Below are 26,456 nucleotides of genomic sequence, written 5' to 3'. Positions count from 1 at the left end.
CCTTACTCTTCATAGCTTTCTAATCGTGCATCAAAGTCTTCCTCTGATTCGTTGAAACGCATAACATGGATATCTTCTGGTTCAAAAGAAAGACCTACTTTACTTCCTTCTTTGGCTTTCTTCGTTGAATGAACCATCCATTCATTGTGTTGTTCATCAAAACAAATAATTTCATAGTGTACGCCACGGAACAGCTGTGTGTCTACGGTAACAACTAATTTTCCTTTGTCTGGTGTCGTAATATTCAAATCTTCTGGGCGTAAAACGACTTCAACTGGTTCATTGGGACGCATTCCACCATCTACACACTCAAATTGTTTCCCAACAAATTCGACTAAGTTGTCCTCAATCATCACACCATCAACAATATTACTTTCTCCAACAAAATCAGCAACAAAATGATTAATCGGCTCATCATAAATGTCCACTGGTGTACCACTTTGAACAATTTTGCCTTTATTCATAACAAAAATTTCGTCACTCATTGCCAAAGCTTCTTCTTGATCATGTGTTACAAAAATAAAAGTGATTCCTAAACGTTGTTGCAATTCACGTAATTCATATTGCATATCTGTTCGTAGTTTTAAATCCAAAGCAGATAATGGCTCATCAAGTAACAAGACTTTTGGCTCATTAACAATGGCGCGTGCGATCGCAACACGCTGTCTTTGTCCTCCAGACATTTCACTGATTTCTCTCGTTTCGTACCCAGGAAGCTGAACCATTCTTAACGCATCCGTCACTTTTTTTCGAATTTCATTTTTAGGCATTTTTTTAATTTGTAATCCAAAAGCAACATTATCAAATACGTTCATATGAGGAAATAACGCATAGTCTTGAAAAACCGTATTTACTTGACGTTTGTTTGCGGGAAGATCGTTCAGTCGTTTCCCTTCAAAATAAATATCTCCTTCAGTAGCTTCCGTAAAACCAGCGATAATTCGTAAAATCGTTGTTTTCCCACATCCCGAAGGCCCTAACAACGTATAAAATTTCCCTTGCTCAATTTCAAAACTAACCTTTTTTAAAATTGTTTCATCGTCATAGCGTTTCACTACTCGATCAAACGCAATAATTGGGTTCCCCACTTCTTCATACCTCCAATTTATAAATACGATTTTGTCGCAACAATCAATACTTTCGTCTTGGTCGTCAAATGATTTCTCAACTGATGTTGCTTTGTCGCTTGATAATAAACAGATTGACCTGCTTTTGCAAAATAACTCTTCTCACCTAAGGTTAACTCTAACTCCCCTTCTAACACAAAAATAAACGTTTCGGATAAAGAAGGTTCAAATGTCTTATACTCACCAGCTGACTCAAACGTCAAGAGAACTGGTTCCATTTCTTTTTCATTTGAATCAGAAACTAACCATTCTAATTCATAACCGTTTTCTTCATCAAAATAAATCGTATGATCTTCTGCTGAATAAACGATTTGCAAACTTGATGCTTCTTGGCGGAAAAATTCTTCTGGTGAGACACCCAAGACTTCAAGTATGGAAAAAAAAGTTTCCATTGATGGCGAACTTAAGTCTCTTTCTAATTGAGAAATATAGCCTTTTGATAAATCTGTCCGCTCGCCAAGTTCTTCTTGTGTCAAGTTCTTTTGAATTCGTAAATTTCGTAACTTTTCCCCGATTTCCATTTTTTCCTCCGTCAGAAGTTTTCTAATAGTAAACTTAAAGTTTACAATCACCTGTATTAGTATACGAATTTTGACAAAAAACGCAACCCTTTCTGTTTATTTTTTTGGAGAAAAAAGAATGCGGGAAAAAAATAATTTTACAACTACAGCATAGAAAATTTTTTTCAGAATGCATTCCTCATTTTTTATAAAAAGCTTAGAGAAAGAACTCCAAAAAAAATGATGCGTTTATGGTATGATATAAGAAAATTTTGAGGGAGGTTTCATTTTATTATGGAAACTTTTAAAGCTTTTCAAGTAACAAAGGATCCAACATTTCAAGCAAAGATTATTGAACAAGAACCCATTGAACTAGCAGACAATGAAGTACTTGTTGAAGTCGCTTATTCAGATGTTAATTATAAAGATGCTTTGGCTAGTAGCGAATCTGGAAATGTGATTCGGACTTACCCGATGACGCCTGGCATTGATTTAGCTGGAACTGTTATCAAAAGTTCAACTGAACAATTCTCGCCCGGTGAAAAAGTTTTAGTTACTGGTTACGGACTAGGTGTTACTCACCCCGGTGGTTACAGTCAATATCAAGCGGTTCCAAGTGAATGGCTAGTTAAGTTACCTGAACGATTAAGTACACGTCAAGCAATGATTTTAGGAACAGCTGGATTTACTGCTGCTCTTGCAGTAAATGCGTTGTTAGAACAAGGAATGAAACCAACGAATCACGTATTAGTTACCGGTGCTTCAGGTGGCGTGGGTAGTGTGGCAATCGCTTTGCTGCATAAATTAGGTTTTACAACTATCACTGCTTTTTCTCGAAAAACAACTGCTGAATCTTGGCTAACAAAATTAGGCGCAACACAGGTTATTCAGCCTACAACTTTTTTACCAGAAAAAACAAAACCGTTAGCGAAACAAACAGTTGATTACGTGATTGACACGGTTGGTGGCGCTCAATTGAGTCAACTTTTGCCTTTGATTTCTTATAATGGTGCGGCTGCGCTGTGTGGCAATGCTAGCGGAATTGAATTGAATACGACCGTCTTACCTTTTATTTTGCGAAATATTCAGTTGATTGGAATCGACTCCGTTAATGTTCCCCATGAACAACGAGAAAAAATTTGGCAATCCTTGGCAGAACTAGCAATTACAGATGACTTGCTGGTCACAGAAATTTCACTTACCCAATTACCAGAAACGATTGCTCAATTATTAGCTGGAACACATCAAGGAAGAACTTTAGTTCATGTAGGTGAAAAAGAATGAACATTTTAATAACTGCTGGTGGCACTACGGAAAAAATTGATCAAGTACGTGCGATAACCAATCATTCGACTGGTCGACTAGGCAAACAAATTGCAGATGCTTTTTCGAACAATCCCGAAGCAATCATTGATTATGTCACTACCAAAAACAGTGTGTTACCTGAACCAAGTGACGCGATTCATCTCCATATGATTGAATCGACCCATGATTTATTAACGATTTTAGAAACATTGTTGCAAGCAAAAACCTATGACGCAATCATCCATAGTATGGCCGTCAGTGATTTCACTCCAAGCCTCAGTTTGTCAAAAGAGCATTTTATCGAAAGTTTTGGTACAAATAAAGTAACTGAAACTTCTTTTGATAACTGGTTGACTCAAACAAAGCAAGCTGACGGCAACTCTGTCAAAAAAATTTCTTCTGACACAGATCAATTAGTCATTGTTTTAGAAAAAACACCTAAAATTATTAGTTATTTGCGGGATTGGCAACCTACTGCGTGTATTGTTGGGTTTAAGCTACTTGTGGATGTCTCAAAAGAACACTTACTAAAGATTGCACAACAGAGCTTGGTGAAAAATCAAACTGATTTTATTTTAGCCAATGACTTAACCGAAATTTCACAAGAACATCATCATGGATACTTACTCGCAGCAGATGGAACCATTGCTGAAGCTTTTACGAAAAAAGAAATTGCAGACCTGATTGTCGCAAATGTTCAAAAAAATAGAGGAGATGATTAAATGAAAACTGTTCTACTTGGCATTTCTGGAAGTATCTCTGCCTATAAAAGTGCAGATATCACTAACCAATTAATGAAGTTAGGTTATCAAGTCGAAGTCATCATGACTGAAAGTAGTACCCATTTCATTACACCATTAACTTTACAATCTTTAGCCAAACATCCAATCCATACAGATGTCATGCAAGAAGCAAATCCTAAAGTAATCAACCATATTGAACTAGCAAAACAAGCTGACCTTTTTTTAGTTGCTCCGGCAACAGCGAATATCATCGGCAAGCTAGCAAATGGAATTGCAGATGATCTATTGTCTACTGTTGCACTTGCTTTGCCTGAAAAAACACCTAAATTGATTGCGCCAGCCATGAATACAACGATGTACACAAATCCAATCAATCAGCGAAACTTAGCTACTTTGAAATCCGTTGGTTATCAAGAAATCGAACCAAGAGAATCGCTACTAGCTTGTGGTGACTTTGGTAAAGGTGCCTTGGCAGAAGTCCAAATAATTATTGATCAAGTGTTATTACATTTGAATCAGCGAACAACGTAGAGGAGGAAAAGTGATGAAAAACACTAAAAATTTCACTTTAACCGCAATGTTTTTAGCCATTCTGATTTTATTAGCAGTCACACCACTTGGATTTATTCCGATTGGCCCAATCAACGCAACAACGATGCACATCCCAGTCATTATTGCTTCAATTGTTTTAGGACCAAGATTGGGTGCATTCCTTGGTGGCGTTTTTGGCTTCATCAGCTTAATTCGTAGCACAATTATTCAAACACCACTTTCCTTTGTGTTTTCACCTTTAGTCCCTGTAATTGGTACTACTCAAGGTAGCTGGAAGGCATTGTTAGTTGTGTTTATTCCACGAATTTTGATTGGAATCGTTCCCTATTTTGTTTATATGGGATTCAAACGTTTTTCTAAGAGAAACACTTCGCCTGTCGCATTATTTATCGCAGGATTAGCCGGTTCACTTACAAATACGATTTTAGTAATGAATTTGATTTATTTTTTATTCCAACAAGATTATGCGCAAGTAATTGGTGCGAATACCAATGCAGTCTATTCAGCGATTCTGGCTGTGATCTTTACTAGTGGTGTTCCTGAGGCAATTGTTGCGGGACTCGCTACTGCTGGTGTAGCAAGTGTATTGCTTAAATTGGTTAAGACGAACCCTACGCAAGAATTGTAGACAAAGGTTGTGGTTCCAAGCGTTCAGCTTCGAAAAAATAATGAGCAACTGACAAAAATAGCTTTCCATATTTTTGGACAGTTATGAATTATTTCGAGAAGTTGCTTGGGGAACACCGTGATTAAGGTTGTGGCTCCAAACGTTCAGCTTCAAAAACGATCACCCTGAATGGTTAGTCTAGCTTTTCTCACATTCATTAAACAAAATAAAGCAATAAAAAAGAAAGCCTTCCCAAACATTTACTTATGTTTAGGAAGGCTTATGCTATAATCAAATTTGACAGTGAAGTTGAATGACGGTGGTTACTTTTCGAAAGGTGGTGGTGCTTATGAATGTAAGTACTGGACGCTACGAAAGGAGTAACCTTTTTGTCCGCATAGGAAACAATTCAAATCATTCTCGGCTTTGGTATGTTTACCATCGCATTGATTGGTTTGATTGTGGCTGTGCTTAAAAACGACAAAAAGAAATAGCCGTCACTTTAGCGAGACGACTAGCTATTTCTTTTTGATATAGGAATGTCTTTGCCACCGTCTTTAGCGGTGAAACTCAAAGATGATTAACTTTACTCCCATTTTTTTATTGTTCATTATGTATTTGATTTTTAATAGTTACTTTCCAAATAGTCGAAAACTATTTTCTTCGATTATTTTTATAGTATTTTATAAACAGCAATATTACTACAAAAACAGTCGAAAAGATCAGAAAATTTCTCATCGGAAACATATACGTAAACTCCTATCAGCTATCTTATAATCATTACATTATCAGATAGCACATTGTGTTTGTGAATCAAGGCTACAAATGGGAAATTCTGCTGTTAACGTCAGTCGAACACCACCTTTTGTTCTACCTTTATTAATCATAGCTTTAATGTCAGCCTGTCCTTGATTACAACGATTACTTAATATCCCAGCTCCAATAATAACACCGACGACAGCCCCCATAACTCCACCAATTACCGCTCCATAGGCTGCCCCATTCACAGCAAATCCTACAGCGGCACCGCCTAAATAATCTCTTAAGTTTGCTAAACCTGCCTTAGTGGTTGCGTACTCATTAATACCACCATTCACAAATTTTTCTGACCATCCATTACCTAATGGTACTATATAATCACCTAGAGTTTGAACTGCATAGCACATTTTGACTTCAGCACCATCATATTTTACTATAAGTGATTGAATCAAGTCTATCGTTTTTTGTGATTCTTCGTGAAAAGCTATTTGTTCTTTCATTTCTGGACTATTGATTTCATTAACAAATGCTTTGTACAAATTATTTGAGTCAAGTATGGTTATCTTCTCTGGTTGAAACATTTTATTTGTTTCTATACTATCATCATTTTCTGAAGCATAGATAACTTGAGAAGTACCTGGGGCTAATATACTCAGTAGCAACATACAAGACAACATCGTAATAATTAGTTTAACTTTTTTCATTTTAACACTCCCCTATATTTTTTGTAAACGTTTACAAAAAATATTATAGCATACAGCTATTACTTCTATAATTAAATAACTCACATTATAAGGTAATATTTCATAGTCAGAAAGAATTAAATTACGCAGAGAGGATACTGAAAATTTGCTAGACTTTATATAAATATCAGTTTATTAGTTTGTTGGCTCCAAATTAAGTCTAGACTAACATTCTTAGACTATTCAACTCATTTTCTACTTTGATATATTATCTTTCTTTTTCATTCCCTTCCAAGGGTTAACACTGAACATTTAAATAACTTCGTGTTACTATGGGTGCGAAAGAAATTGAACTGAAAGGAAGATTCCTATGAACATTTTTGTTGTCGGTGCCAATGGTCAAATTGGTCGCCATTTAATCGAAGACCTTGCAAAGACTGACCACCAAGTTACTGCTGGTGTTCGTAATGTTGCCAAACAATCACTCGTTGAAGCAAATAACGTTACTTACGTTTCATTTGATTTGACTTGGACAGTAGAAGAAATGAGCAACACTTTTAAAGAAATCGATACAGTTATTTTTGCAGCTGGCTCTCAAGGAAAGAACTTATTACAAGTCGACCTTGACGGTGCAATCAAAACTATTCGTGCAGCAGAACAAGCTGCAGTGAAACGTTACCTGATGATTAGTGCTGTTTTTGCAGATAATCCAGCAAACTGGCCCGATTCAATGATCGACTACTACATTACAAAACATTATGCTGATGAGTGGTTGAAAAATCAAACGACTTTAGATTATGTGATTATTCAACCAGTTACTTTGACCAACGAAGAAAAAGTTTCACACATTCAATTAACTGCGCCTGGTGAACAAGCTGCTAAAACAATCAGTCGGCAAACAGTTGCTGCATTTTTAAGCCAATTAGTAGATACTTCCGCTTTTTCGCGAAAGACAATTGTTCTTTCTGAAGGAACTGAGGAAATTGCAAAGACACTAGCTAAATAGCAAAAAAATAAAGGTATGGCGAGTAGTTGCCATACCTTTATTTTTTATTTCATAAGTGTTAATTCATAAATTGGATCATAGGTGATACTTGCACCGTCATTTACGAAATCATTACTTGATCCTAGTAATACTTTGTTCACTTCATAAATAGATTGCGCAGAATTGATTTTTTCTAGGACTGAATTTTTTATTGGTCCTTCTTCACTTACTCGGTTCCAATGATGAATCGCAATATTTTTCGCTTGTTCTAAAGTAAATCCTTTTGCTTGCAAAATAGCCGTTTTTGTCCATAAAAAGTTTGACGGCACAACATGATTCAAATCATCTTCATTATATGTTCGCCCATCTCGATCCAAAGCATATAAAAACATTCCATATAATTGATGGTCTGCGGTAAATTTTGCTACTTTGTAGATATTACTTGTTTCATAAGGTTCTTTTGTGTCGTACCAACGGTTGTTGTCTTGCTCTTCAGGAAATGTCAAACCTGGCATAAAGCGCTCTTTTTCAATGACATTGGTATAATCATTGATTGCGCGTTGTGTTCGTGTGTCATCCGAGCCGTACTGTTGGTATCCTAAATAAGTGAAACTTGATGCAACATTTTGTAAAGGTGCCAAGTTGGAACCATTTGTGTCGTAAACAAAAACGGTCCCATTATTCGCTAGTGGCCCAATGTATTTCGCTAATGCTTTGATTACACCATCTGAAAGAGCAATGTCTGTGGCGCTTGGGAAAGTTTCCATATCAATATCAAGCCCATCAATACCATAAGCGCGTACATGTTCATCTAGTAATTGATTCGCATACGCATCAAATTCTTGTTCTGTTGGAAACGAACCAGCATAAGGGACTTTTAGCAATTCTGAATAATCAATTGCCTTGGTCAATTTCACACCGCGTGCATGCAGGTTAGGTACATAATGTTCTTTCAATTCCTTAAAAAAAGGTGCTGCTTTTTCTTCTTCCCCTTTTGGTACATAACTAAAGATGTTTACAATGTCGATCCCATAAGGAATGTCATCCATTGTCAGCCAATTTTCATCAGGTAAACTAGTGTTGACACCGTGCATCGTTTTATCGCGCCAAGCTCGATAGTAAACCATCGTCTGTGTTGAATGTTCTTGTTCTTGTCCATGAACTGTTACAGGAATAAAAAGTGTCATAGCAAAAAAAACGAGTGCAGCAAATCCAAACTTCATTTTCTTCATTTTGTTTTCTCCTCTTTTTCTGTAAAACATTCCGTCAAGCAGCATTTAACTATTCATTTTCCACCTAAATTCAAATAGTGAAAAACCAACCCACAATACGTCATATTCGCCCAAGAAAACCATTCTCTCGTATAATTCTCGGGATTATCCACATCAACTCCCTCATGACACTGCAAAGTTCCAGCGTCGTTTTTAGCAATTTGATCAATTTTTTCTTCAACAAAGTTACGATTCGTTGAAGTCAAGCCTTCCATCGCAAGTGAAATTGGCCAGACATAGTTTGGTGGTGTATGTGGACTGCCAATTCCTGCCAAGTAGGTTCCAGAATAATAATAAGGATTTTCTTTACTTAAAATTTTCTGGCGTGTTGTTTGATAAAGCGGATTGTCTTCTTTCATGTAACCTAAAAACGGTAAAGATAATAAGCTAGGAACATTTGCATCATCCATAAATAAATGATTTCCTAAACCATCTACCTCATATGCATAATAACTTTCACCATTTTCGTCATTTAAAATAGCAAATTGTTGGACACCTTTTGAGATGTCTTCTTGTAATTTCTGGATTTTTTGACGTAATACTTCTTGGTCTTCTTTCGGTTTCACTGCTAATAATTCCAGCAATTGATCCAAGATAACTAGAATAAATAGATTTCCTGGAACAAAGTAACCATAAGTGCATGCATCATCACTTGGACGGAAGCCACTCCAGACCATTCCAGTATAATTTATCGGTGTTCCTCTTCCTTCTCTCGCTAAAGTATCTGATGGCGGACAATTTGTACGTTGGAAAAGATAATCTGATGATTCATGGTGCTGTTCCGTAATAAAAGTGTCAATTGCCAACTCAGCGACCGCCCAAAAATCAGGAGTCAAATGTGCTTCATAACCCGTTTTTTTGTAGAGATGAAACGCTAAGAAAAATGGCGCACATAATGAATCAATTTCAAATTTTCTTTCCCAAACTAATGGCGAAATTGGAATATTCGACGTGTCATTACTGTAATGACCACCACCAACTTCTTTGTTAAACGCATTAGAATAAGGATCATGTTTGATATACGTTAATTGTTGCTTCAATACGCCATGAATCAATTGTTTGATTGTCGGGACCTCATGGACGATTTCTAAATATGGCAAGACTTGAAAAGTTGAATCTCTTAGCCACATGGCAGGAATATCACCTGTAGCAACAAAGATTTCGCCATTTTCTCTCACAGAAACCGTATTCGTAATTGTATCAACGAGTGCATGTTGAAATAACTTTGTTGCTTTTGCATCTTTTAAATTGATAGTCATTGCATATTGTTGGATTTCATTGATTAAGTCTGTTTGATTGATCACGTCACTACTCCATTTCTTTTTGATTGAAAAAAATGCCATACGTTCGAATTTCACCTGGCTTGAAAGCACTCATCGGTAAAGTAGTCACATTTTCGCTTACCGAATCAATTACTTTCCCTTCCAAGTTCAGTAATTTTACTTCAGTAGGTGCATCAAAAGAGAGTTTACCTGGTGCTGTTTGTGCTACATCTGTTGGATTATACAAACGTAATTCAATCCCTGTTCCATCAATCGTTGCTTGAAGACTACTAAACACAACTGTCAGTTCATCGATGGTTACTTTTCCACGTGGGTCTTCAATAAGTGATTTTGGATTGACTGGGAAATATTGGATTGGTGTTGTAAAACGATTCAGTTCCTGTGTCTGATAGTCAAGTGCTTCTTGTGTTGTTTCTAAATAGTTGGTTTGTAACTTCTGGCTATCGAAAAATTCATCTAAAACAAGGCTGCCTTCGAACACAACTGTACCTACTAATTGGCTATCTGGTGTTGGAACAACTTTTGTTTGAAGTCCAGAGGCATCTCCGGGTCTTCGCAATGTATCTGGACGTCCCAAGTAACCCACACCACGGAAAACAGTGATTGCTAATTGCTGCCTTTCGCCATCGATTACTTGAAAATCTTTCGTACCTCTAGTTAAAAATGACCAGCTTTCTTTTTCATCATGGAGATTGGCAAGATGTAACATTGGTCGCATACTTGTCGGTTCTTCTTTATACCCGATTTCTTTCCAATCAGGTAAATGTTTTTCTTCTATTGGACGTTTTATTATGCCAAATGGTGTATCACTTGTAGAAACCACGGCCTTTGTTTTTGTTGCAATCATCAAACGTAAGCGATGATCAAGCACTTGATTATCCAGTGTTAGATGCACATCAATCAAGTTCGTTTGCTTATTGCATTCCAGAACCATCGTATAGCTGACTGTTCCATCTGTTACTTGTTCTTTTCGTGAACATAGGTCAAAAGGTAAGGCCCATTCTCCCTCAATCGTCATTCGACTAATCAAGTCCCCTTGCTCAACCATTGCTTGGTTATGCTGTGAAAAATCAAGTTTTAAGAACCAATCATTAAACGCTGGCGAATAATCATACGTGTCCCCTTCATCGCCACTGTCTTCAAACCATAAGAAATCATGGTACCATTTCTTCAATTCTTTTGAATAAAGGTTCAGTTTTCCCTCTTTCAATTGGATAACATACCAGTCATTTTCTAACTCCGTTGCTTTTGTGAGCTGTGGTACACTTGCAGTTGTTTCTTCGACCGTAAAACAAAGCCAGCCCATTGAAGGTAATGTACACTCGATTGCTACTTCACTTACATAATAATGTTCATCACTCATTGCCTCAGGATCTCTTCTCAAGAGTGCGGCATTTTCTCGTTTTTGACTTAACAGTTCAACTTCAACCGGTTGTCCCTTTTGATCGACTAATGAAAAAGTAGCTGTTTTAGTTGAAAGTGCTACTTTACGAATTGTTGTTAACTCAAAGGGTAACGGATTCCAAAGAAAAACTTGATTGTCTTGTCCGTGATTTAAAGAAATACTTAGTTTCCGCAATAAATAGTCAACACAAGACTGAGCTTCTTGCAATCCATTAACCCCACGCAAATAAATGTCTTGATTCGTTTTATCGCTATTACAACCGCCTGCGCTATCATGAGCTTGTCCTCTAGCAACGATTTTCCATAGACTGGTAATCAGTCCTTGTTTAACAGGAATACCGTGATTTGCTGCTACGACAGATAGTGGTTCTAATTGGTAAGTCAAGCTACGTTCTAATCGATCATAAACCTGTTTCAAATCATATCTAGAAGAATAAATGCCACGATGAATTTTTGAATCAGATGGTTCAATAAATTCTCCAGAAAGTTCAGGCAGTTTTTCTGATTCGTTTTCTAAAGATTTAAAGAAAACCGGATAGTTGCTTTCAATGAATCGAGTAGCTTCTTCACTTTCTTGATTGGCTAAACTGATTCGTTGTTTCAAATCAAAGTCAACTGCTCGTTGGTCGCCACCAACAGGTAACAAATGGGTCTCACTCGGTGTCTGTGTACTGATTTTTTCTGCAAGCTCATCAAATTGATTTTGCTCAACCAATTCCACACCAGCATAGTAACCATTTTTAATATTAGCTGTTAGGACTTTTGAACCATCATTACTTGACCAGTAAAAATAACGGGCATTCGCTTCTCTTGGCATTCCTCGCCAAAATAATGCATGAGAAATATCAAATCCTTGATAAATTTTGGGCATATCTTGTCCTTGTCCAAAAGAATCTGGAAGATAACCAACTCGCATCACGCCACCTAGTGCTTTTGCTTCTGTAATTCCGATTTTTAGATTACGAACAATTGATTCACCTGAGGTAGTCATTTCATCAATTTGTGTAAACCATGGCCCAATAAATAAACGTCCTGCTGTCACAAATTTTTTGATTTCTACTTCTTTTTCTGGAAATAAAGCTAAATAATCTTCGATGATCGACATTTGACCATCTAACGTATAATAATCTAACTGATTCGTTTCTAAAGCTTCCAAAACTTCATCCATATGGAAAATAAATTGAACGCGTGCTTCTTGACGGGTAAAATACCATTCAAAATCCCAATGGGTATGTGCGACGGTGTAAATGTCTTTCATGCGTGCCACTCCTCTATTCTTCTACAATTCATGTTATTATTCAGCTGAATGCGCCATTAATTGATCGGCTGCTCGTTCTTGTCGTTGATTCAAAATGACAAAAGGTGCATACATAATGATGTCTAAGACAACCAATACAAAAGTCAAGATTACTGGACTGATATGGAATGCGCCTAAGACCCAAGTGCTAATAAAAATTGGTTCATTTCCTGAATTCAAAACAACTAATGGTACGACCCAGCCAAGTGAAGTCACCACATAGGCAATTACTGCATTGACAATTGGTACAACAATCCACGGAATAAACATCAATGGATTTAAAACAATTGGTAATCCGAAAATAACTGGTTCATTAATACCAAAGCATCCAGGAATCAATGCTAATTTAGCAACTTCTCGTTCTTTCTCACCTTTTCTCGTAAAAATCAGCATGGCGATGATCAAGCCAAAGGTTGCCCCTGAACCACCAATCATTGCATAGACATTCGTCATTGTGTTTGGTGCAATTGAAATGCCAGCAAAACTTTGTGTTTCTGCAAATTTGGCAACATTTTCTAAGAAAACTGGTAACCAAAATGCGGAAACAACTCCCCAAACAATATTAAAACCATGTAATCCTAAGAACCATAAAATTTGTTGTAATAAAATGACAATAATGATTGCAGGCAATCCTGTTCCAACAGTCAACAGTGGTTTAATCAATACTTCAGAAATCATTTGTAACAATGAAACATATCCTAATGATTGGATTACAATGCGAAGAACACCAAAAATCAATAATACTTCACTGATTGGAATCAATGAGAAGAAGGAATCAAAAACATTTTGTGGGACATTTCCAGGCATCTTGATTGTAAATTTGCTTCGTGTAAACCGAGCAAATAAAGCAACGGCAATCATTCCAACAATCAACGCAGTAAACATTCCTTCATAACTGAAGAAAGAAGAAGCAAATCCTTCGATAATTTCCGCCTTAGAGTCGAGATAATTCACATTATTTGGTACCATTACAAAGTAAGCAGACAACGCAAGTAATGTTGCAATAATCGGATTTAAACGTTCATTTTTTTCTTTATGTTTTAGTTCAATTGCATATGAATAAGCTGAAGAAAAAACAACAATAATAGCAACGATTCCTAATGTAGCATTTCCTAAGTAACCAAATAAATTACTGATATTTGTTAAAATCGCATTATCGATTCCTTGATTTTTAATCAATGCATCGATCTGCATTTTAATTAAATTTGAAAATGAGCCAACAACAGTAAACGGGATGGTGCGGACAAACGCATTTTTTACAGCTTGTAAAATAGTATTGCCTTCAACCCAAGCTGAAACTTTTAACAATGGTTCTTGAAGTTTTTGTACATCAAATTTCATAGTAATACTCCCTTTTCTACTTTTTAGAGAAAACGTTTTCTGATTTAATTATATACAACTAAGATAATTTGTAAACATTTAATTTTATAATTATATATACAAATTATCTATTTTATATTAAAATGTGTATACAAATAATAAAAAGTGAGGTTTACAAATTGTATAAATACCGTGAAATTTATTCAGATATCAAGCGTGATATTCTAACAAATCATTATCGTGCTGGGACTTTATTGCCTACCCAAGAATTTTTTGCAGAAAAATATGATGTTTCTCGTATTACGTTAAAAAAAGCACTATCTTTATTAGAAAACGAGGGATTAATATTTAGTAAGCAAGGATCTGGTACATATATTCGCCCAACAATTGAAAATAATACAAGTGAATTACTCCCTTTAGATCTGCCAGTTGGGGTAACTTACTCTCATCGTGATCAAGAAATCAAAAGTAATATTTTATTTTTTGATGCGCGTTTGCCTACAGAAGAAGAACAGCAAAATTTATCTTTAAATAAAACAGACCCTGTCTATGAATTTAAGCGTGTCCGTTTATTGAATGGTCAGTATTATAGTTTTGAACATGTTGTTATGCCTGTTGCAATCGCACCTATCACCGAAGAAATACTGCAAGGATCTGTCTATGATTATCTAGGGCATGAAGCCAAGTTGCAGCTGGTTGATGCGCGTCGAATTGTTTATGCAGACCAAGCAAATGAAGAAGTTAGTGCCTCTTTAGGAATCAAAAAAAATGATGCTGTATTGGTGATTGAGCAAATTGGTTACGATCAAAAAGGACGAGCATTTGAATTTTCAAAATCCTATTTTATTAGCAATCAAAGTAAGTTTGTTTTGGATGTACATTTAAAAAAATTGTGAAAGAAGTGTCCAGTCCCGATAAATAAGAATAAATTACCAGAAATTGCTGCTCACATTTTTGAATAGTTTAGACTTATTTTGAAGGAGTTACTTCTTGAACATCGTAAAAAAGGTTGTGGCGCAAAGTGGTTAGCTTCAAGTAATAAGGAATCTTTTCTAAAAATAGCTTTCTATATTTTTATGAAAAGAGGACTTATTACCGAAGAAGCTACTTTGGGAACACCGTGAATAAGGTTGTGGCGCAAAGTGATTAGCTTCAAGTAATAAGGAATCTTTTCTAAAAATAGCTTTCTATATTTTTATGAAAAGAGGACTTATTACCGAAGAAGCTACTTTGGGAACACCGTGAATAAGGTTGTGGCGCAAAACGTTCATCTCCGAAAAAATAATGAGCAACTGACAAAAATAGTTTTTATATTTTTAGACAGTTATGAGTTATTTCGAGGAGTTGTTTTGGGAACACCGTAAAAGGTTGTGGCGCAAAGTGGTTAGCTTCAAGTAATAAGGAATCTTTTATAAAAATAGCTTTCTATATTTTTATAAAAAGAGGACTTATTACCGAAGAAGCTACTTCGGGAACACCGTAAAAGGTTGTGGCGCAAACTGCTTAGCTCCGAACAGATAGCGAGCCGTTACTCTAAATAGCTATCCACACATACTTAGTTATAAGACCTGTAAAAAATAAACGGAACTGGGGCAAAAGTCGCCTAAATAGAAAAAACGCCTAAAATTCGTTTTTGAAAACGTTGATTTTAGGCGTTTTTTAAATTAAAAAATGTGTTAAGAACAACTGGATTTTTAGGTTTATCCCAGTCTCGTTTGTCCTACTGATTACTAGATTATAAAAAAACATTTTAAACAAAAAAGCTTGGGGCAACTGCTACCCCAAGCTCATTTTTAATTTTCAGAAACAAATTTAGCTGCTTGTTGACCAGCTTGACGTCCAAAAATAATAATTTCTGCTACTGAATTTCCACCAATTCGGTTATCTCCATGTAAGCCACCAGTTACTTCACCAGCTGCATATAAACCTTTAATTGGTTCATTATCTGCATTTAATACTTCTGTATTGGTATTAATTTTCACACCACCCATTGTATAGTGGATTCCTGGTGCGATTTTGATTGCATAATATTTTGGTTTTGATAGGTCATTATCCATTGCAGTTGTACGATTAAATTGTGTGTCATTTTTATCTGCTACTTCACTATTCCAAGTGTTAACTGTATTTGCTAATGTTTCTTCAGGAACGTTGATTGCTTTGGCTAACTCTTCAATGCTGTCACCAGCTGTAACATAGCCTTTTTCATCATAGAAATCAATTGCTTTCGCGCGGTCGCGTACACCTTGGTCAAAAATCAAGTAAGCTGATTTGTCTGGTAAAGCAGTAATTGCTGCTGATACTTTATCACGAGTATCCATTTCATTTACAAAACGTTCACCATCGTTATTGACAAGAATTGCACCCTCACCACGGACAACTTCGCCAATCAAAACACCTTTATCTTGCTGAACAGTTGGATGAATCTGAATTTTATCCATATCCACTGCTTGTCCGCCAAGTTTTTCAATCATCTTGATTCCATCACCAGTTGAACCTTCTTGGTTAGTTGTTACATAGCCTTTTAGGTCTGGACGATATTCTTCAATCAACTCTTTACTTGCACCAAAACCACCAGTTGTTACGACAATTGCTTTTCCAGTGATTTCTTTTGGTTTTTCGCCTTGCACTTGAACAGTTACTTCATTCACTGTACCGTCATTTTTCTTGATATCTGTTACGTCTGTGTTTACAAAAATTGGAATCTCACGTTCATGAACGTTTTTCAAAAGACCTTCAACTAAGTACCCACCAATTGCAGAACCATCAGATGGACGATGTGTACGTTTTTCACTCATTCCACCAGTAATCGTTAAGTTATCTAAAGTAATACCATTTGTGTCTAACCAATCAATAGCGTCTGCTGAATGATCAACAAAGTAGCGTAACATTTCTTTGTCGTTCGTTCCTCCGCCACCTTTTAATGTTTCTTCATAAAACGCATCATTTGAATCTGTAATGCCATCTGCTTTTTGGAATTTTGTTTCAGAGGCATTCATTCCGCTTGAAGATTTTGAAGTATTTCCGCCCGCAACTGGCATTTTTTCTAAAATCACGGGATTTAGACCAGCATCTTTTGCCTCAATTGCAGCAGTCATTCCAGCTCCACCAGCACCAACAATCACTAGATCATAGGAATCTTTCATTTCTTTTGGATCAGTATATGCTTGCTCAGATGCACCAGAAGACACATCTGTTGTCTCTTTTGTACTTGAGTTTGATGATTCTTTTGAAGCTGAATTATCTGATGAACAGGCGCTCATCGTGATAACAGATGTAACAATAAATAAACTTGCTAATAATTTTTTCATTTTTTTCCTCCTTTTTCCCAAAGCCTATTATAAGTGAATAAAATCACAATAACAACTGCTATGAGAAAAATTTAAAAGTCATCTAAAAAAATCAGACACTACCAAGTATTTGATAAATAAAAACATAACATAATTTTTAATCGACAAAAAAAGTTGTGACAATCGTCACAACTTTTTTTGAAGTCTTCATCAGGTAATTACTCAAACAGATAATAAACTATTTTTTTGGTTATTCTTATTTACTCGAAGATGGATGCTTGAAGCCACAACCTTATCCACGGTGTTCCCCAAGCAGCTTCTCTCAATAATTCATAACTGTCCAAAAATATGAAAAGCTATTTTTGTCAGTTTCTCATTATTTTTTCGAAGCTGAGCGCTTGGAGCCACAACCTTCTTTTAAAATTTTGTTAAATTTTTTTCTGGAGCCAATTCACCAATGATTCGAACTTCCGTTTCTAAGTTTACATCAAACGTTTCTTTGATTACTTGCTGAATATGGCCAATCAATTCCACATAGTCTGTTGCTGTTGCATGATCAATATTGACAATAAATCCTGCATGCTTTTCAGAAATTTGTGCGCCGCCCCATTTTAAGCCTTGCAAGCCAGCTTCTTGGATTAATTGCCCAGTGTAATGCCCAACAGGACGTTTAAACACACTACCACAAGAAGGGTACTCAAGTGGTTGTTTAGACTGACGCAGTTCAGTTAGTTCATCCATTCGCGCTTTGATTTGTGGGTAATCCCCTTTTTTCAATTGAAAACGTGCTTCTAACACGATTGCCTTCATTTTTTGGATTTCGCTATGACGGTAAGAGAAATTCATTTCTTCATTAGTCAATGTTTGCATCGTTCCATCTTCAAGCAAAACATCTACTTCTGCAAATACATCCTTGATTTCACCATCATAAGCTCCGGCGTTCATATAAACAGCGCCACCGATACTTCCTGGAATTCCACAAGCAAATTCAAAACCTGTTAATGATTCTGCCAAAGCTGCGTAAGTTGTATCAATTAGTTTCGCACCCGCTTCTGCTACAACAACCATATCTTCTACATGAACAGCATTCATTTCAGTCAACATAATAACTACGCCACGAATTCCGCCATCACGAACGATCAAATTACTAGCATTTCCTAAAACCATCCAAGGAATTTGGTTTACTCTGCAATAATCAACGATTTCTTTGACTTCTTCTTTTCTCTTTGGAAAAGCAAGAACATCTGCTGGTCCACCAGTCTTGGTAAATGTATAATTCATCAACGGTTCATCTAAGAGCAAAGTTATCTCTGGTAAGTGCTTCATTACTTCTTCTTTATTCACTGAGGATTTTCCTTTCTATTAAAACATCCACATTATTCTATCACGCTTAAAACAAAGTTACTACCCTCGATGTTAAAGCAAGTGACGAAGCTGTGTCCGAATCATTTGTTCACAAAGTTCATGACTCTGATAAACCCCTGTTTGTTTTAACTGTTGATTGTTCGGTTGCGTGTGTTGGATCTGTTCAAAAAATGCCATAATCATTGGTTCAAATCCGCGTTTTTCTAAAGTGTTCGTCCAATCCCCAAACTCCTTTTGGCGTGTTTGTCCCTCCTGTTGAATCGTCATCTGTGTCAGATTACGAACTTCGTACGTCCCTTGTTCACTTGTTACTTGATACTGTTCTGTATTCGCACCACTTCTCAAGTCCATTGTTAAAATAGCCGTTTGATTCGCCGTTTCGAGATGCAACACAGCAAGTTCTAAGTAGTCATTCTTTTCAATAATTTTACTGTTCACTTGGGTAATTGGTTCATCCAATAAATAAACAGCTGTATCGACTAAATGTAAAAAGAGATCATACACAACAAATTCAGTTGTTTCTTGAGCAGCTATCCGATTTTTTTGTAATTGGATCAGACGTTTATTTGGCAATTGCTTCAATTCTTCAACCATTGGCGCAAAACGGCGATTAAACCCAATCATCAGCACAACCTGATGTTTTTTTGCCAAGGCTTGTAACTCAGCTACTTCATGCAACGAAGTACTTAATGGTTTGTCAATAAACACATGGATTCCCTGTTCTAAACATCTTTTTGCGAGTTCATAATGAACTTTTGTTGCTGCGTGAATCATACATGCTTCGATTTTTTCTGCAATCAATTCATCAATCGTTTCATACAAATGAGAAAATCCATACATCTCTTTGATTCTTTTTTTAGTTTGTTCATTTCTAGTTGCAAAATAAAAGGTCAATGTTCCTTGATTTTTTGCATAAGTTGGTAGATATGCTTTTTCTGCAATGTTGCCAACACCGATTACGCCAATCTTCATTTGTTCTCCTCCAATAACGGTTTCTTAACTCAATCTTACACTATTTTTCATTTCGATAAAATTGAAGTACAATGAGAACAGAAAAAAAGACGTACTTAAAGTAAAAAGGAGTGTCTATTTTGAAACTTATCTCTTGGAATGTTAACGGCCTTAGAGCGATTATGAAGAAAAATTTTATGGAGGTCTTTCATGAACTAGATGCAGATTTCTTTTGTTTACAAGAAACTAAATTACAAGAAGGACAAATTGAGTTAGACTTACCTGGTTATCATCAATATTGGAATTATGCAGTCAAAAAAGGTTATTCAGGTACCGCCATTTTTGCTAAGGAAGAGGCTCTATCTGTTTCTTACGGTATGGGCATTGATGAACACGATCAAGAAGGTCGTTTGATTACATTGGAATACCCAAACTTCTTCTTAGTTACCTGTTACACGCCCAACTCACAAAGCGAATTAAAGCGATTAGCTTATCGACTTGAATGGGAAAAATCTTTTGAAAATTACTTAAATGAGTTAAACAAACAAAAACCAGTAATTATTTGTGGTGATCTAAATGTGGCACATGAACAAATCGACTTAAAAAATTGGAAAACAAATCAAAAAAATGCTGGCTTTACCATTGAAGAGCGAACTGCCTTTTCACACTTACTTGCTACAGGATTTACTGATACTTTCCGTCATTTTTACCCAACGCAAGAAGGTATTTATTCTTGGTGGAGCTATCGCTTTAATGCACGGAAAAATAATGCTGGCTGGCGCATTGACTATTTTTTAACAAGTCGTTCTTTGGATAGCAACTTAATCGATGCCAAAATCCACACTGAAATTTTCGGTAGTGATCATTGCCCAGTTGAATTAGACTTAAAAATGTAAAGATTTATTTTGATTACTAGAAACAGTTTATTTTTCGACAATCTATGTTAGAATACTTTTTAAAAAGGAGGTTTTATGAAAATGAACTTCGTTGCAATGGACTTTGAAACGGCTAACCATCAACCATATAGTGCTTGTTCGTTGGCATTAGTGATGGTCCAAAATAGTCAAATCGTTGATGAATATTATACCTTGATCCAGCCTGAAACACCTTTTTTCTGGCGTAATGTTCAAATTCATGGGATTCATCAAGAAGATGTGCGAAATGCACCAAAATTTCCAGAGGTTTGGTCAACTATTCAAAATTATTTTCAACAAAATCGGCTGATTGTTGCACATAATGCCGCTTTTGATACTAAAGTTTTAGCTGGCTGCTTAGACTACTATCAGCTAGCTCAACCAAATTATTTATCATTATGTACAGTAAAAAGTAGTCGCAAACTATTTCCAGAATTCCCTAACCACAAACTCAATACGGTTTGTGAGAATCTCTCTATCTCACTAGATCATCATCACGATGCGCTAGAAGATAGTCGAGCTTGTGCTGAAATCTTGCTTTATCAAGAAAAGCATTTTGGGACGGAGCCACTTAAGAAATTGGTTACTTTGAAGTAAGGTTGTGGCGTCAAGCGTTCAGCTCTGAAAAAATAAAGAATAACTGACAAAAATAGCTACTTATGTTTTTGGACAGTTATGAATTATTTCGAGGAGTTGCTTGGGGAACACCGTGGATAAAGGTTGTGGCGCCAAGCGTTCAGTCCAACAAGCTAGCGAACAGTCACTCAAAATAGCTTTTGATATTTTGAACTACCACAATCAAAACAAACAATTTTTTAACACTTAAAGACAAAAAAAGAGGCACGGTTTATAGTGTACATCGAAAGTTAGACCAGAATAGCTAACTTTTGGGGCACACTATGAGCCGTTCCTCTTTTTAATTCCCTAATCATTTTACTAGAAACACATCTTATACTTATAAATTCAAATAACTCATTTGATACACATCTAAAAATTCACCCGTATCACTTCGCGCACCTCTTGGCATCGTTGATTCAATTTTAAAACCCAATTTTTGATATAAATGTACTGCGCGTTCATTTCGAACTTGAACTTGTAACTCCAAGCGAAAAATTTCTTCACTGTTCTTTGCCCAATCAATAATTTCTTCAATCAGCAATGTTCCTAAACCAAAGCCCCAATACTCTTTTAGTAAACTAATTCCAATTTCTCCGATGTGAGCGATTCGGTATTCACTAGTAGCTTTTACGGAAGCTGTCCCAACAATTTTATCCCCAACTAAAGCAACCAATAGCAAATTATTCGCACTTTCAGCCAAATAACCTAATTCTAAAGCAAGTCCTTCTGGGGACAATTGCAAGCCTTCTTCATCCATCACTAAAAATTCTGTTTCGCTGCCAACTTGTTTACTCATTGTCAAAATTTCTTGGGCATCTTCTGGAGCAGCTTCACGGATTACCACACTAATTTCCTCAGCCATTGATTTCTTCCCATCCATTTCGTATTCTTTTTTCAAAATCTGCTCCTTGACTGCCATATGCGCGGAACTTCACATAGCGTTTATCCAAATCTGTATCACTTTTTTCTAAAATCAGTTCCAAATAATCTTCTGGTACAGCCTCTTCCAGTAGATTTCCCCATTCAACAACAGAAAGCCCGTCACCTTCAAAATACTCATCTAATCCCAAGTCAGCACCACTTGCTGCCACGCGATAGATATCCATGTGATATAACGGTAAGCGTCCTTGTCCATACTCGCGAATAATCGTATAGGTTGGGCTTTTAATCATTTGATCGATGCCTAATCCTAGAGCAATTCCCTTGGTCATCGTCGTTTTTCCAGCACCAAGATCACCAGTTAGTATTAAATTGTCGCCTGCTTCAGCAACTTGCCCAATTACCTTCGCAAGTTTTTCTGTCATGTCTAATCCTGTTAATTCAATCATTTTTGGTTCACTACTTTCTATGATTCGTCCTGTTTCTATGTGCAAGTATAACGTGGAACAACCGATTTTTAAAGAAAAAATAAGAGTGTCGACCGAAGCCATACACTCTTACTAAAAATCAACTTTTCAAAAATAAAACGTTTGTTGGTTTATTTGTTGGAGATGACCGCTTGAAGCTAACCACCTTGCGCCACAACCTTATTCACGGTGTTCCCCAAGCAACTCCTCGAAATAATTCATAACTGTCCAAAAACATAAGCAGCTATTTTTGTCAGTTATTCTTTATTTTTTCAGAGCTGAACGCTTGACGCCACAACCTTATTAGTCCATCAAAGTTTGTGCTGCCGTAATAATTGACAATTTATAAACATCTTCTTCATTTGCCCCACGTGACAAATCAGAAACTGGCTTGTTTAGACCTTGTAAGATTGGACCAATTGCTTCAAAGTTACCAAAACGTTGCGCAATTTTATAGCCAATGTTTCCAGATTGAAGCTCTGGGAATACAAAAACAGTTGCTTGGCCTGCTACATCTGAATTAGGTGCTTTCAATTGTGCAACTGCTGGCACATATGAAGCATCAAATTGTAATTCACCATCAATCATGTATTGAGGTGCTAATTGTTTCGCAATTTTTGTTGCTTCTACAACTTTATCTACTTCAGCTGCTTTTGCAGAACCTTTTGTTGAAAAACTCATCAACGCAACTTTTGGCTCGATGTCGAATAATTCAGCTGTCTTAGCTGAGTCAACAGCGATTTCAGCTAATTCTTGCGCCGTTGGATTGACATTGATTGCACAGTCAGAAAAGACATATTTTTCTTGATCTCTTCCGCGAACCATAATCATCGCACCACTTGTACGACTCACACCAGGTTTTGTCTTGATGATTTGTAAAGCTGGACGAACTGTATCACCAGTCGAGTGAATAGCACCAGAAACCATGCCATCAGCAATCCCCATATAAGTCAACATTGTACCAAAATAGTTGACATCTTTTAAAATTTCTTGTGCTTGTTCTTTGGATGCCTTTCCATTACGACGTTCAACAAAAGCATCAACCATTTCATCCCATTGTGCATAATTAGCAGGGTCAATGACTGTAAATCCTGAAGCTTTAATCCCACGCGCATGGGCTGCATTTTTGATTTCTTCTGGGTTACCAATCAAAATTGGTTCCATCAATTCTTCTGCTTTCAAACGAGCAGCAGCGCCCAAAATTCTTGCATCAGTTGCTTCTGGAAAAACGATTTTAATACCACGACGAACAATTTTAAATCTTAAATTATCAAACAATTCCACGAGATGACCTCCAGATATTTTATATACCCAATCATACACTATTCTCAAAAAAAAGAACAGTTTATTTTATCTGTATTAGTCATAAATGCTATAAAAATGAAGTTTTTCACATAGATGCAATTCTGCACTATAACAGGAAAGCGCTGTTTTATTACACTGTTTCAGGCAGTTGCCATTCAATTGGTGTTTCGCCTAAAGCCACCAATGCATCGTTTGCTTTCGAAAATGGTTTCGAGCCAAAAAAACCACGATGTGCTGACAGCGGACTTGGATGTGGTGAAGCCAAAATGACATGGCGACTGCGATCAATCATTTTGATTTTTTCTTGAGCTGGTTTGCCCCATAAAATAAAAACGATTGGCTGTTCCCGCTCATTTAATTTTTCAATGATTCGATCTGTTAATTGTTCCCAGCCTTTTCCACGATGTGAATACGCTTGTCCTTCTCGAACAGTCAAAACAGTATTTAACAATAAAACGCCTTGCTTTGCCCAAGAAACCAGATTTCCATGTTGTACTGGCACGATGCCCAAATCTGACTGCATTTCTTTATAAATGTTCACAAGTGACGGTGGTGTCTTCACACCCGGTTGCACCGAAAACGATAAGCCATGTGCTTGATTCACACCATGATAAGGATCTTGACCCAGAATGACTACTTTGACTTTGTCATAGGGCGTTAATTCTAATGCTTCATAAATATGATACATATCGGGATGTATCTTTTGTGTTTGATATTCTGTTTTTAAAAATTCACGTAAAGATTGATAATAAGGTTTTTCAAATTCATCTGCTAAGATTTCTTGCCAGCTATTATGAATGATTTTTTTCAAAATCCTTCACCTCCTTTTCAAAGGATAACCTACAAATTATTCTTAAACAAGGGACAATCTTCCTCGCGTTGCCTCCTTAATATGGTAAACTAAGAAGAAGAATTAGAAAGGAACGGTAAACAATTATGATCAAACTAATTGCATCCGACATGGATGGTACATTATTAGATTCACACATGAGCGTGACACCGGAAAACGCCGAAGCGATTCGCTTTGCTACACAAGCTGGAATCGAATTTATGGTAGCTACTGGTCGTAATTATCAAGAAGCGCGTGCCGCTTTAGATGAAGTTGGTATCGATTGTGCGATGATTACTTTAAACGGTGCACAAGTTTTTGACAAAGAAGGCAATTCTCTTTTTACAGTTGCCATCCCTCACCAAGAAGCAGCGCTTGTACTAGATATTTTAGATCAAAATAAAATCTATTATGAAGTTTCAACCAACAAAGGCTTGTATTCTGAAAGCCAAGCAAAAAGAATAGAAAGCTTTGCCTCCATGGTTGCTACACATTTACCACATTTGACTTACAAAATGGCCATCGCAATGGCTTCAGCAAATTTAGAATTACTTCATATTAATTACATTGATAGTATTCGTGATCTTTTGCAACAAGACGAGGAAATTGAAGTTTTGAAAATTATTTGTTTCCATAATGAAGGGCCAAGTGTTCTCGGTCCTGTCGGCAAACAAATTGATGAACTTGGTAATCTAACAGTTACTTCTTCTGGTCAAAATAATATTGAAGTCAACCATAAAAATGCTCAAAAAGGAATTGCTGTCGCACACGTTGCAAACGACCGTGGCATTTCTTTAGATGACGTCATGACTATTGGAGATAATTTCAATGATGTCAGTATGTTGCAGGTAGCAGGTGTAAGCTTTGCTATGGGGAATGCAGAAATTGACGTGAAAGAATATGCAAAATACACAACTGCGACGAATTTAGAATCTGGCGTTGGCAAGGCAATTTTACGTGCAATTGCTGAAGACTTATAGTTTTTAGTTAGAAAAGAGGGATAACGATGTCAGAATTTTTCGTTCAAGAAAAACAGCTTAGTCGTGCGACTCGGACAATCGTTAAAAACGAGGATGGTCAATCACTTTTCTTAATGGTTGGTCGTTGGGGAACGAAAGGCGATGCACTTTCGCTTTATTCAATGAATGGAAAACTCGTTGCGCACATCAAGCAAATCAGCCTGACATTTGGTACTCGCTTTGAACTTTACAAAGATTTTGAAAAAGTTGGCACCATGCAAAAGATTTTTAATTGGCCAGGTGATTTTTATTATATTCGTCACCTTCATTGGACAGTTCAAGGGGATATTTACAATCACCGTTACCACATCCATCATTTCAATCAGCCGATTATGGCGATGAACAAAGCCACTTTGTTTACTGGTGACTACTATGTACTAGATGTGACCAAAGATGAAGATGCGCCACTTTGCATTTGTATTGCTGCTGTTTTGGATTATTGGCTCTACCACAAAAACAAAAATAAGGAACATCCACTTGATTTTCGATTGGATCTGAATTAACGCCTCTCAACAAATAAAAAGCTCTCTCAAAAGTTAACCTTTTTGGGAGAGCTTTTTTAGTGATGATCTGATTAGCCAGAGAAACAGCTTAAAAAAAAATAATTCACCTATTCTACTAAGGATGAAGCTAAAAATGAAGAAAGGTCCAGCAATGATCACTTCGCTGAACCAAGCGTTAATGGCTATTGGAATAAGTTTGGGTTTGATGGAAGTGTAAATAGAATTGGGCATTACTCTATTTGTGATCAACACAAAAAAAGTATAGCAAAACATGCAACGAAATACTTTTTTTATTTTCGCTTTTAGTTTAAAAAAATAAAAAATAGCTATCATTTTTGCTCAAAAAAATACATTTATTATTCTACAATTTCATCTGCTAGTTGATTTTTAATGTAGTTTTCCACAGCCAAAACAAAAAAAGTTGACAACTCTCCCTTATTTAGTTAGCATACTAACTAAATATCATTTATCGATTATTTTATT

24 protein-coding genes and 1 pseudogene are annotated in these 26,456 nt (G+C 36.4%); 11 read left to right on the top strand and 14 right to left on the bottom strand.

Going from position 1 to position 26,456, the window contains the following annotated elements:
• Positions 1-2: 2 nt before the first annotated feature.
• Both IGJ66_RS02650 and IGJ66_RS02645 read right to left on the bottom strand, forming a co-directional pair.
• Entirely contained in the window at positions 3-1,088 is a 1,086-nt protein-coding gene (locus IGJ66_RS02650; RefSeq protein ID WP_067481551.1) for an ABC transporter ATP-binding protein, read from the bottom strand.
• Between the two features lie 17 nt (positions 1,089-1,105).
• Positions 1,106-1,648: a helix-turn-helix domain-containing protein gene (locus IGJ66_RS02645; protein WP_067481550.1), complete on the bottom strand. Its 543-nt coding sequence runs from the start codon at positions 1,646-1,648 to the stop codon at positions 1,106-1,108.
• A 273-nt stretch (positions 1,649-1,921) separates the two neighbouring features.
• On the opposite strand from IGJ66_RS02645, the gene IGJ66_RS02640 reads away from it, so the two are divergent.
• From IGJ66_RS02640 to IGJ66_RS02620, 5 genes and pseudogenes are all read left to right on the top strand, one after another.
• Complete coding sequence (locus IGJ66_RS02640) at positions 1,922-2,911, top strand: acryloyl-CoA reductase (protein WP_071868823.1); 990 nt, start codon at positions 1,922-1,924, stop codon at positions 2,909-2,911.
• Positions 2,908-3,654 (top strand): phosphopantothenate--cysteine ligase, encoded by a 747-nt coding sequence (locus tag IGJ66_RS02635; RefSeq protein ID WP_075491833.1) that lies wholly within the window; start codon positions 2,908-2,910, stop codon positions 3,652-3,654. Before IGJ66_RS02640 ends, IGJ66_RS02635 begins: the two co-directional genes overlap by 4 nt.
• Positions 3,655-4,206: a phosphopantothenoylcysteine decarboxylase gene (gene coaC / locus IGJ66_RS02630; protein ID WP_430616793.1), complete on the top strand. Its 552-nt coding sequence runs from the start codon at positions 3,655-3,657 to the stop codon at positions 4,204-4,206.
• 13 nt (positions 4,207-4,219) lie between these two features.
• Positions 4,220-4,855, top strand: coding sequence for an ECF transporter S component (locus IGJ66_RS02625; RefSeq protein ID WP_067481541.1), 636 nt, complete (start codon positions 4,220-4,222; stop codon positions 4,853-4,855).
• Between the two features lie 380 nt (positions 4,856-5,235).
• A pseudogene (locus IGJ66_RS02620) lies at positions 5,236-5,328 on the top strand (putative holin-like toxin); the annotation flags it as partial.
• Between the two features lie 294 nt (positions 5,329-5,622).
• Here the strand turns inward: IGJ66_RS02620 and IGJ66_RS02615 are convergent.
• Positions 5,623-6,297 carry a glycine zipper family protein gene (locus tag IGJ66_RS02615; RefSeq protein WP_430616792.1) on the bottom strand — a complete coding sequence of 225 codons (675 nt, stop codon included), beginning with the start codon at positions 6,295-6,297 and terminating at the stop codon, positions 5,623-5,625.
• Between the two features lie 349 nt (positions 6,298-6,646).
• Between IGJ66_RS02615 and IGJ66_RS02610 the strand changes: the two genes are divergently transcribed.
• Entirely contained in the window at positions 6,647-7,282 is a 636-nt protein-coding gene (locus IGJ66_RS02610; protein ID WP_067481539.1) for an SDR family oxidoreductase, read from the top strand.
• A gap of 44 nt (positions 7,283-7,326) precedes the next feature.
• On the opposite strand, the gene IGJ66_RS02605 is transcribed toward IGJ66_RS02610, so the two are convergent.
• Genes IGJ66_RS02605 through IGJ66_RS02590 form a run of 4 tightly spaced genes read right to left on the bottom strand, consistent with a single transcriptional unit; the run spans position 7,327 to position 13,857 of the window.
• Positions 7,327-8,493: an EndoS/ChiA family endoglycosidase gene (locus IGJ66_RS02605; protein ID WP_270344662.1), complete on the bottom strand. Its 1,167-nt coding sequence runs from the start codon at positions 8,491-8,493 to the stop codon at positions 7,327-7,329.
• A 53-nt stretch (positions 8,494-8,546) separates the two neighbouring features.
• On the bottom strand, positions 8,547-9,875 hold the full coding sequence (locus tag IGJ66_RS02600; RefSeq protein WP_086270606.1) for a glycoside hydrolase family 125 protein: 1,329 nt from the start codon (positions 9,873-9,875) through the stop codon (positions 8,547-8,549).
• Positions 9,841-12,477, bottom strand: coding sequence for a glycoside hydrolase family 38 C-terminal domain-containing protein (locus tag IGJ66_RS02595; protein WP_271026886.1), 2,637 nt, complete (start codon positions 12,475-12,477; stop codon positions 9,841-9,843). The genes IGJ66_RS02600 and IGJ66_RS02595 overlap by 35 nt, the downstream gene beginning before the upstream one ends.
• A gap of 36 nt (positions 12,478-12,513) precedes the next feature.
• Complete coding sequence (locus IGJ66_RS02590) at positions 12,514-13,857, bottom strand: PTS sugar transporter subunit IIC (protein ID WP_067481531.1); 1,344 nt, start codon at positions 13,855-13,857, stop codon at positions 12,514-12,516.
• Positions 13,858-14,015: 158 nt separating this feature from the next.
• Between IGJ66_RS02590 and IGJ66_RS02585 the strand changes: the two genes are divergently transcribed.
• The gene (locus IGJ66_RS02585) at positions 14,016-14,732 is read left to right on the top strand and encodes a GntR family transcriptional regulator (RefSeq protein WP_067481521.1); all 717 of its coding nucleotides are present in this window, start codon (positions 14,016-14,018) and stop codon (positions 14,730-14,732) included.
• Between the two features lie 897 nt (positions 14,733-15,629).
• Here IGJ66_RS02585 and IGJ66_RS02580 read toward each other — a convergent pair.
• From IGJ66_RS02580 to IGJ66_RS02570, 3 genes are all read right to left on the bottom strand, one after another.
• Positions 15,630-17,144 carry a flavocytochrome c gene (locus IGJ66_RS02580; RefSeq protein WP_311797911.1) on the bottom strand — a complete coding sequence of 505 codons (1,515 nt, stop codon included), beginning with the start codon at positions 17,142-17,144 and terminating at the stop codon, positions 15,630-15,632.
• Positions 17,145-17,540: 396 nt separating this feature from the next.
• Positions 17,541-18,467, bottom strand: a complete 927-nt coding sequence (gene murB, locus IGJ66_RS02575; protein WP_067481519.1) for a UDP-N-acetylmuramate dehydrogenase — start codon at positions 18,465-18,467, stop codon at positions 17,541-17,543.
• A 72-nt stretch (positions 18,468-18,539) separates the two neighbouring features.
• Entirely contained in the window at positions 18,540-19,460 is a 921-nt protein-coding gene (locus IGJ66_RS02570; RefSeq protein WP_430616791.1) for a Gfo/Idh/MocA family protein, read from the bottom strand.
• A 119-nt stretch (positions 19,461-19,579) separates the two neighbouring features.
• On the opposite strand from IGJ66_RS02570, the gene IGJ66_RS02565 reads away from it, so the two are divergent.
• Positions 19,580-20,335, top strand: coding sequence for an exodeoxyribonuclease III (locus IGJ66_RS02565; RefSeq protein ID WP_067481517.1), 756 nt, complete (start codon positions 19,580-19,582; stop codon positions 20,333-20,335).
• Positions 20,336-20,416: 81 nt separating this feature from the next.
• Positions 20,417-20,950, top strand: coding sequence for a 3'-5' exonuclease (locus IGJ66_RS02560; protein WP_430617013.1), 534 nt, complete (start codon positions 20,417-20,419; stop codon positions 20,948-20,950).
• Between the two features lie 358 nt (positions 20,951-21,308).
• Here IGJ66_RS02560 and IGJ66_RS02555 read toward each other — a convergent pair whose 3' ends face one another.
• From IGJ66_RS02555 to IGJ66_RS02540, 4 genes are all read right to left on the bottom strand, one after another.
• Entirely contained in the window at positions 21,309-21,833 is a 525-nt protein-coding gene (locus IGJ66_RS02555) for an N-acetyltransferase family protein (RefSeq protein WP_430617012.1), read from the bottom strand.
• Entirely contained in the window at positions 21,826-22,299 is a 474-nt protein-coding gene (gene tsaE, locus IGJ66_RS02550; protein ID WP_067485401.1) for a tRNA (adenosine(37)-N6)-threonylcarbamoyltransferase complex ATPase subunit type 1 TsaE, read from the bottom strand. Before tsaE ends, IGJ66_RS02555 begins: the two co-directional genes overlap by 8 nt.
• 321 nt (positions 22,300-22,620) lie before the next feature.
• Positions 22,621-23,601 (bottom strand): phosphate acetyltransferase, encoded by a 981-nt coding sequence (pta, locus tag IGJ66_RS02545; RefSeq protein WP_071868813.1) that lies wholly within the window; start codon positions 23,599-23,601, stop codon positions 22,621-22,623.
• A gap of 151 nt (positions 23,602-23,752) precedes the next feature.
• Positions 23,753-24,433, bottom strand: coding sequence for a uracil-DNA glycosylase (locus IGJ66_RS02540; RefSeq protein ID WP_067485113.1), 681 nt, complete (start codon positions 24,431-24,433; stop codon positions 23,753-23,755).
• A gap of 125 nt (positions 24,434-24,558) precedes the next feature.
• Here IGJ66_RS02540 and IGJ66_RS02535 point away from each other — a divergent pair, with 125 nt between their 5' ends.
• Both IGJ66_RS02535 and IGJ66_RS02530 read left to right on the top strand, forming a co-directional pair.
• Positions 24,559-25,431 (top strand): Cof-type HAD-IIB family hydrolase, encoded by an 873-nt coding sequence (locus IGJ66_RS02535; protein WP_067485117.1) that lies wholly within the window; start codon positions 24,559-24,561, stop codon positions 25,429-25,431.
• A gap of 26 nt (positions 25,432-25,457) precedes the next feature.
• Positions 25,458-25,973, top strand: a complete 516-nt coding sequence (locus IGJ66_RS02530) for an LURP-one-related/scramblase family protein (protein ID WP_430616790.1) — start codon at positions 25,458-25,460, stop codon at positions 25,971-25,973.
• The last annotated feature ends 483 nt before the right edge of the window (positions 25,974-26,456 follow it).

The organism is Enterococcus sp. DIV0176 (assembly GCF_050528535.1).
Taxonomy (GTDB): Bacteria; Bacillota; Bacilli; order Lactobacillales; family Enterococcaceae; genus Enterococcus_B; species Enterococcus_B thailandicus.
The sequence above is the reverse complement of the archived record's forward strand: the minus strand, read 5'-3'. Positions and strand labels throughout refer to the sequence as shown.

What these genes read in the sequence shown, in the direction of transcription:
- IGJ66_RS02600 (WP_086270606.1), bottom strand. Translation starts at nt 9,875, where the DNA reads ATGGCATTTTTTTCAATCAAAAAGAAATGGAGTAGTGACGTGATCAAT.
- IGJ66_RS02570 (WP_430616791.1), bottom strand. Translation starts at nt 19,460, where the DNA reads ATGAAGATTGGCGTAATCGGTGTTGGCAACATTGCAGAAAAAGCATAT.
- IGJ66_RS02610 (WP_067481539.1), top strand. Translation starts at nt 6,647, where the DNA reads ATGAACATTTTTGTTGTCGGTGCCAATGGTCAAATTGGTCGCCATTTA.
- IGJ66_RS02625 (WP_067481541.1), top strand. Translation starts at nt 4,220, where the DNA reads ATGAAAAACACTAAAAATTTCACTTTAACCGCAATGTTTTTAGCCATT.
- IGJ66_RS02535 (WP_067485117.1), top strand. Translation starts at nt 24,559, where the DNA reads ATGATCAAACTAATTGCATCCGACATGGATGGTACATTATTAGATTCA.
- IGJ66_RS02645 (WP_067481550.1), bottom strand. Translation starts at nt 1,648, where the DNA reads ATGGAAATCGGGGAAAAGTTACGAAATTTACGAATTCAAAAGAACTTG.
- tsaE (WP_067485401.1), bottom strand. Translation starts at nt 22,299, where the DNA reads ATGATTGAATTAACAGGATTAGACATGACAGAAAAACTTGCGAAGGTA.
- IGJ66_RS02595 (WP_271026886.1), bottom strand. Translation starts at nt 12,477, where the DNA reads ATGAAAGACATTTACACCGTCGCACATACCCATTGGGATTTTGAATGG.
- coaC (WP_430616793.1), top strand. Translation starts at nt 3,655, where the DNA reads ATGAAAACTGTTCTACTTGGCATTTCTGGAAGTATCTCTGCCTATAAA.
- IGJ66_RS02530 (WP_430616790.1), top strand. Translation starts at nt 25,458, where the DNA reads ATGTCAGAATTTTTCGTTCAAGAAAAACAGCTTAGTCGTGCGACTCGG.
- IGJ66_RS02615 (WP_430616792.1), bottom strand. Translation starts at nt 6,297, where the DNA reads ATGAAAAAAGTTAAACTAATTATTACGATGTTGTCTTGTATGTTGCTA.
- IGJ66_RS02555 (WP_430617012.1), bottom strand. Translation starts at nt 21,833, where the DNA reads ATGGCTGAGGAAATTAGTGTGGTAATCCGTGAAGCTGCTCCAGAAGAT.
- IGJ66_RS02605 (WP_270344662.1), bottom strand. Translation starts at nt 8,493, where the DNA reads ATGAAGAAAATGAAGTTTGGATTTGCTGCACTCGTTTTTTTTGCTATG.
- IGJ66_RS02580 (WP_311797911.1), bottom strand. Translation starts at nt 17,144, where the DNA reads ATGAAAAAATTATTAGCAAGTTTATTTATTGTTACATCTGTTATCACG.
- IGJ66_RS02635 (WP_075491833.1), top strand. Translation starts at nt 2,908, where the DNA reads ATGAACATTTTAATAACTGCTGGTGGCACTACGGAAAAAATTGATCAA.
- IGJ66_RS02560 (WP_430617013.1), top strand. Translation starts at nt 20,417, where the DNA reads ATGAACTTCGTTGCAATGGACTTTGAAACGGCTAACCATCAACCATAT.
- IGJ66_RS02590 (WP_067481531.1), bottom strand. Translation starts at nt 13,857, where the DNA reads ATGAAATTTGATGTACAAAAACTTCAAGAACCATTGTTAAAAGTTTCA.
- IGJ66_RS02640 (WP_071868823.1), top strand. Translation starts at nt 1,922, where the DNA reads ATGGAAACTTTTAAAGCTTTTCAAGTAACAAAGGATCCAACATTTCAA.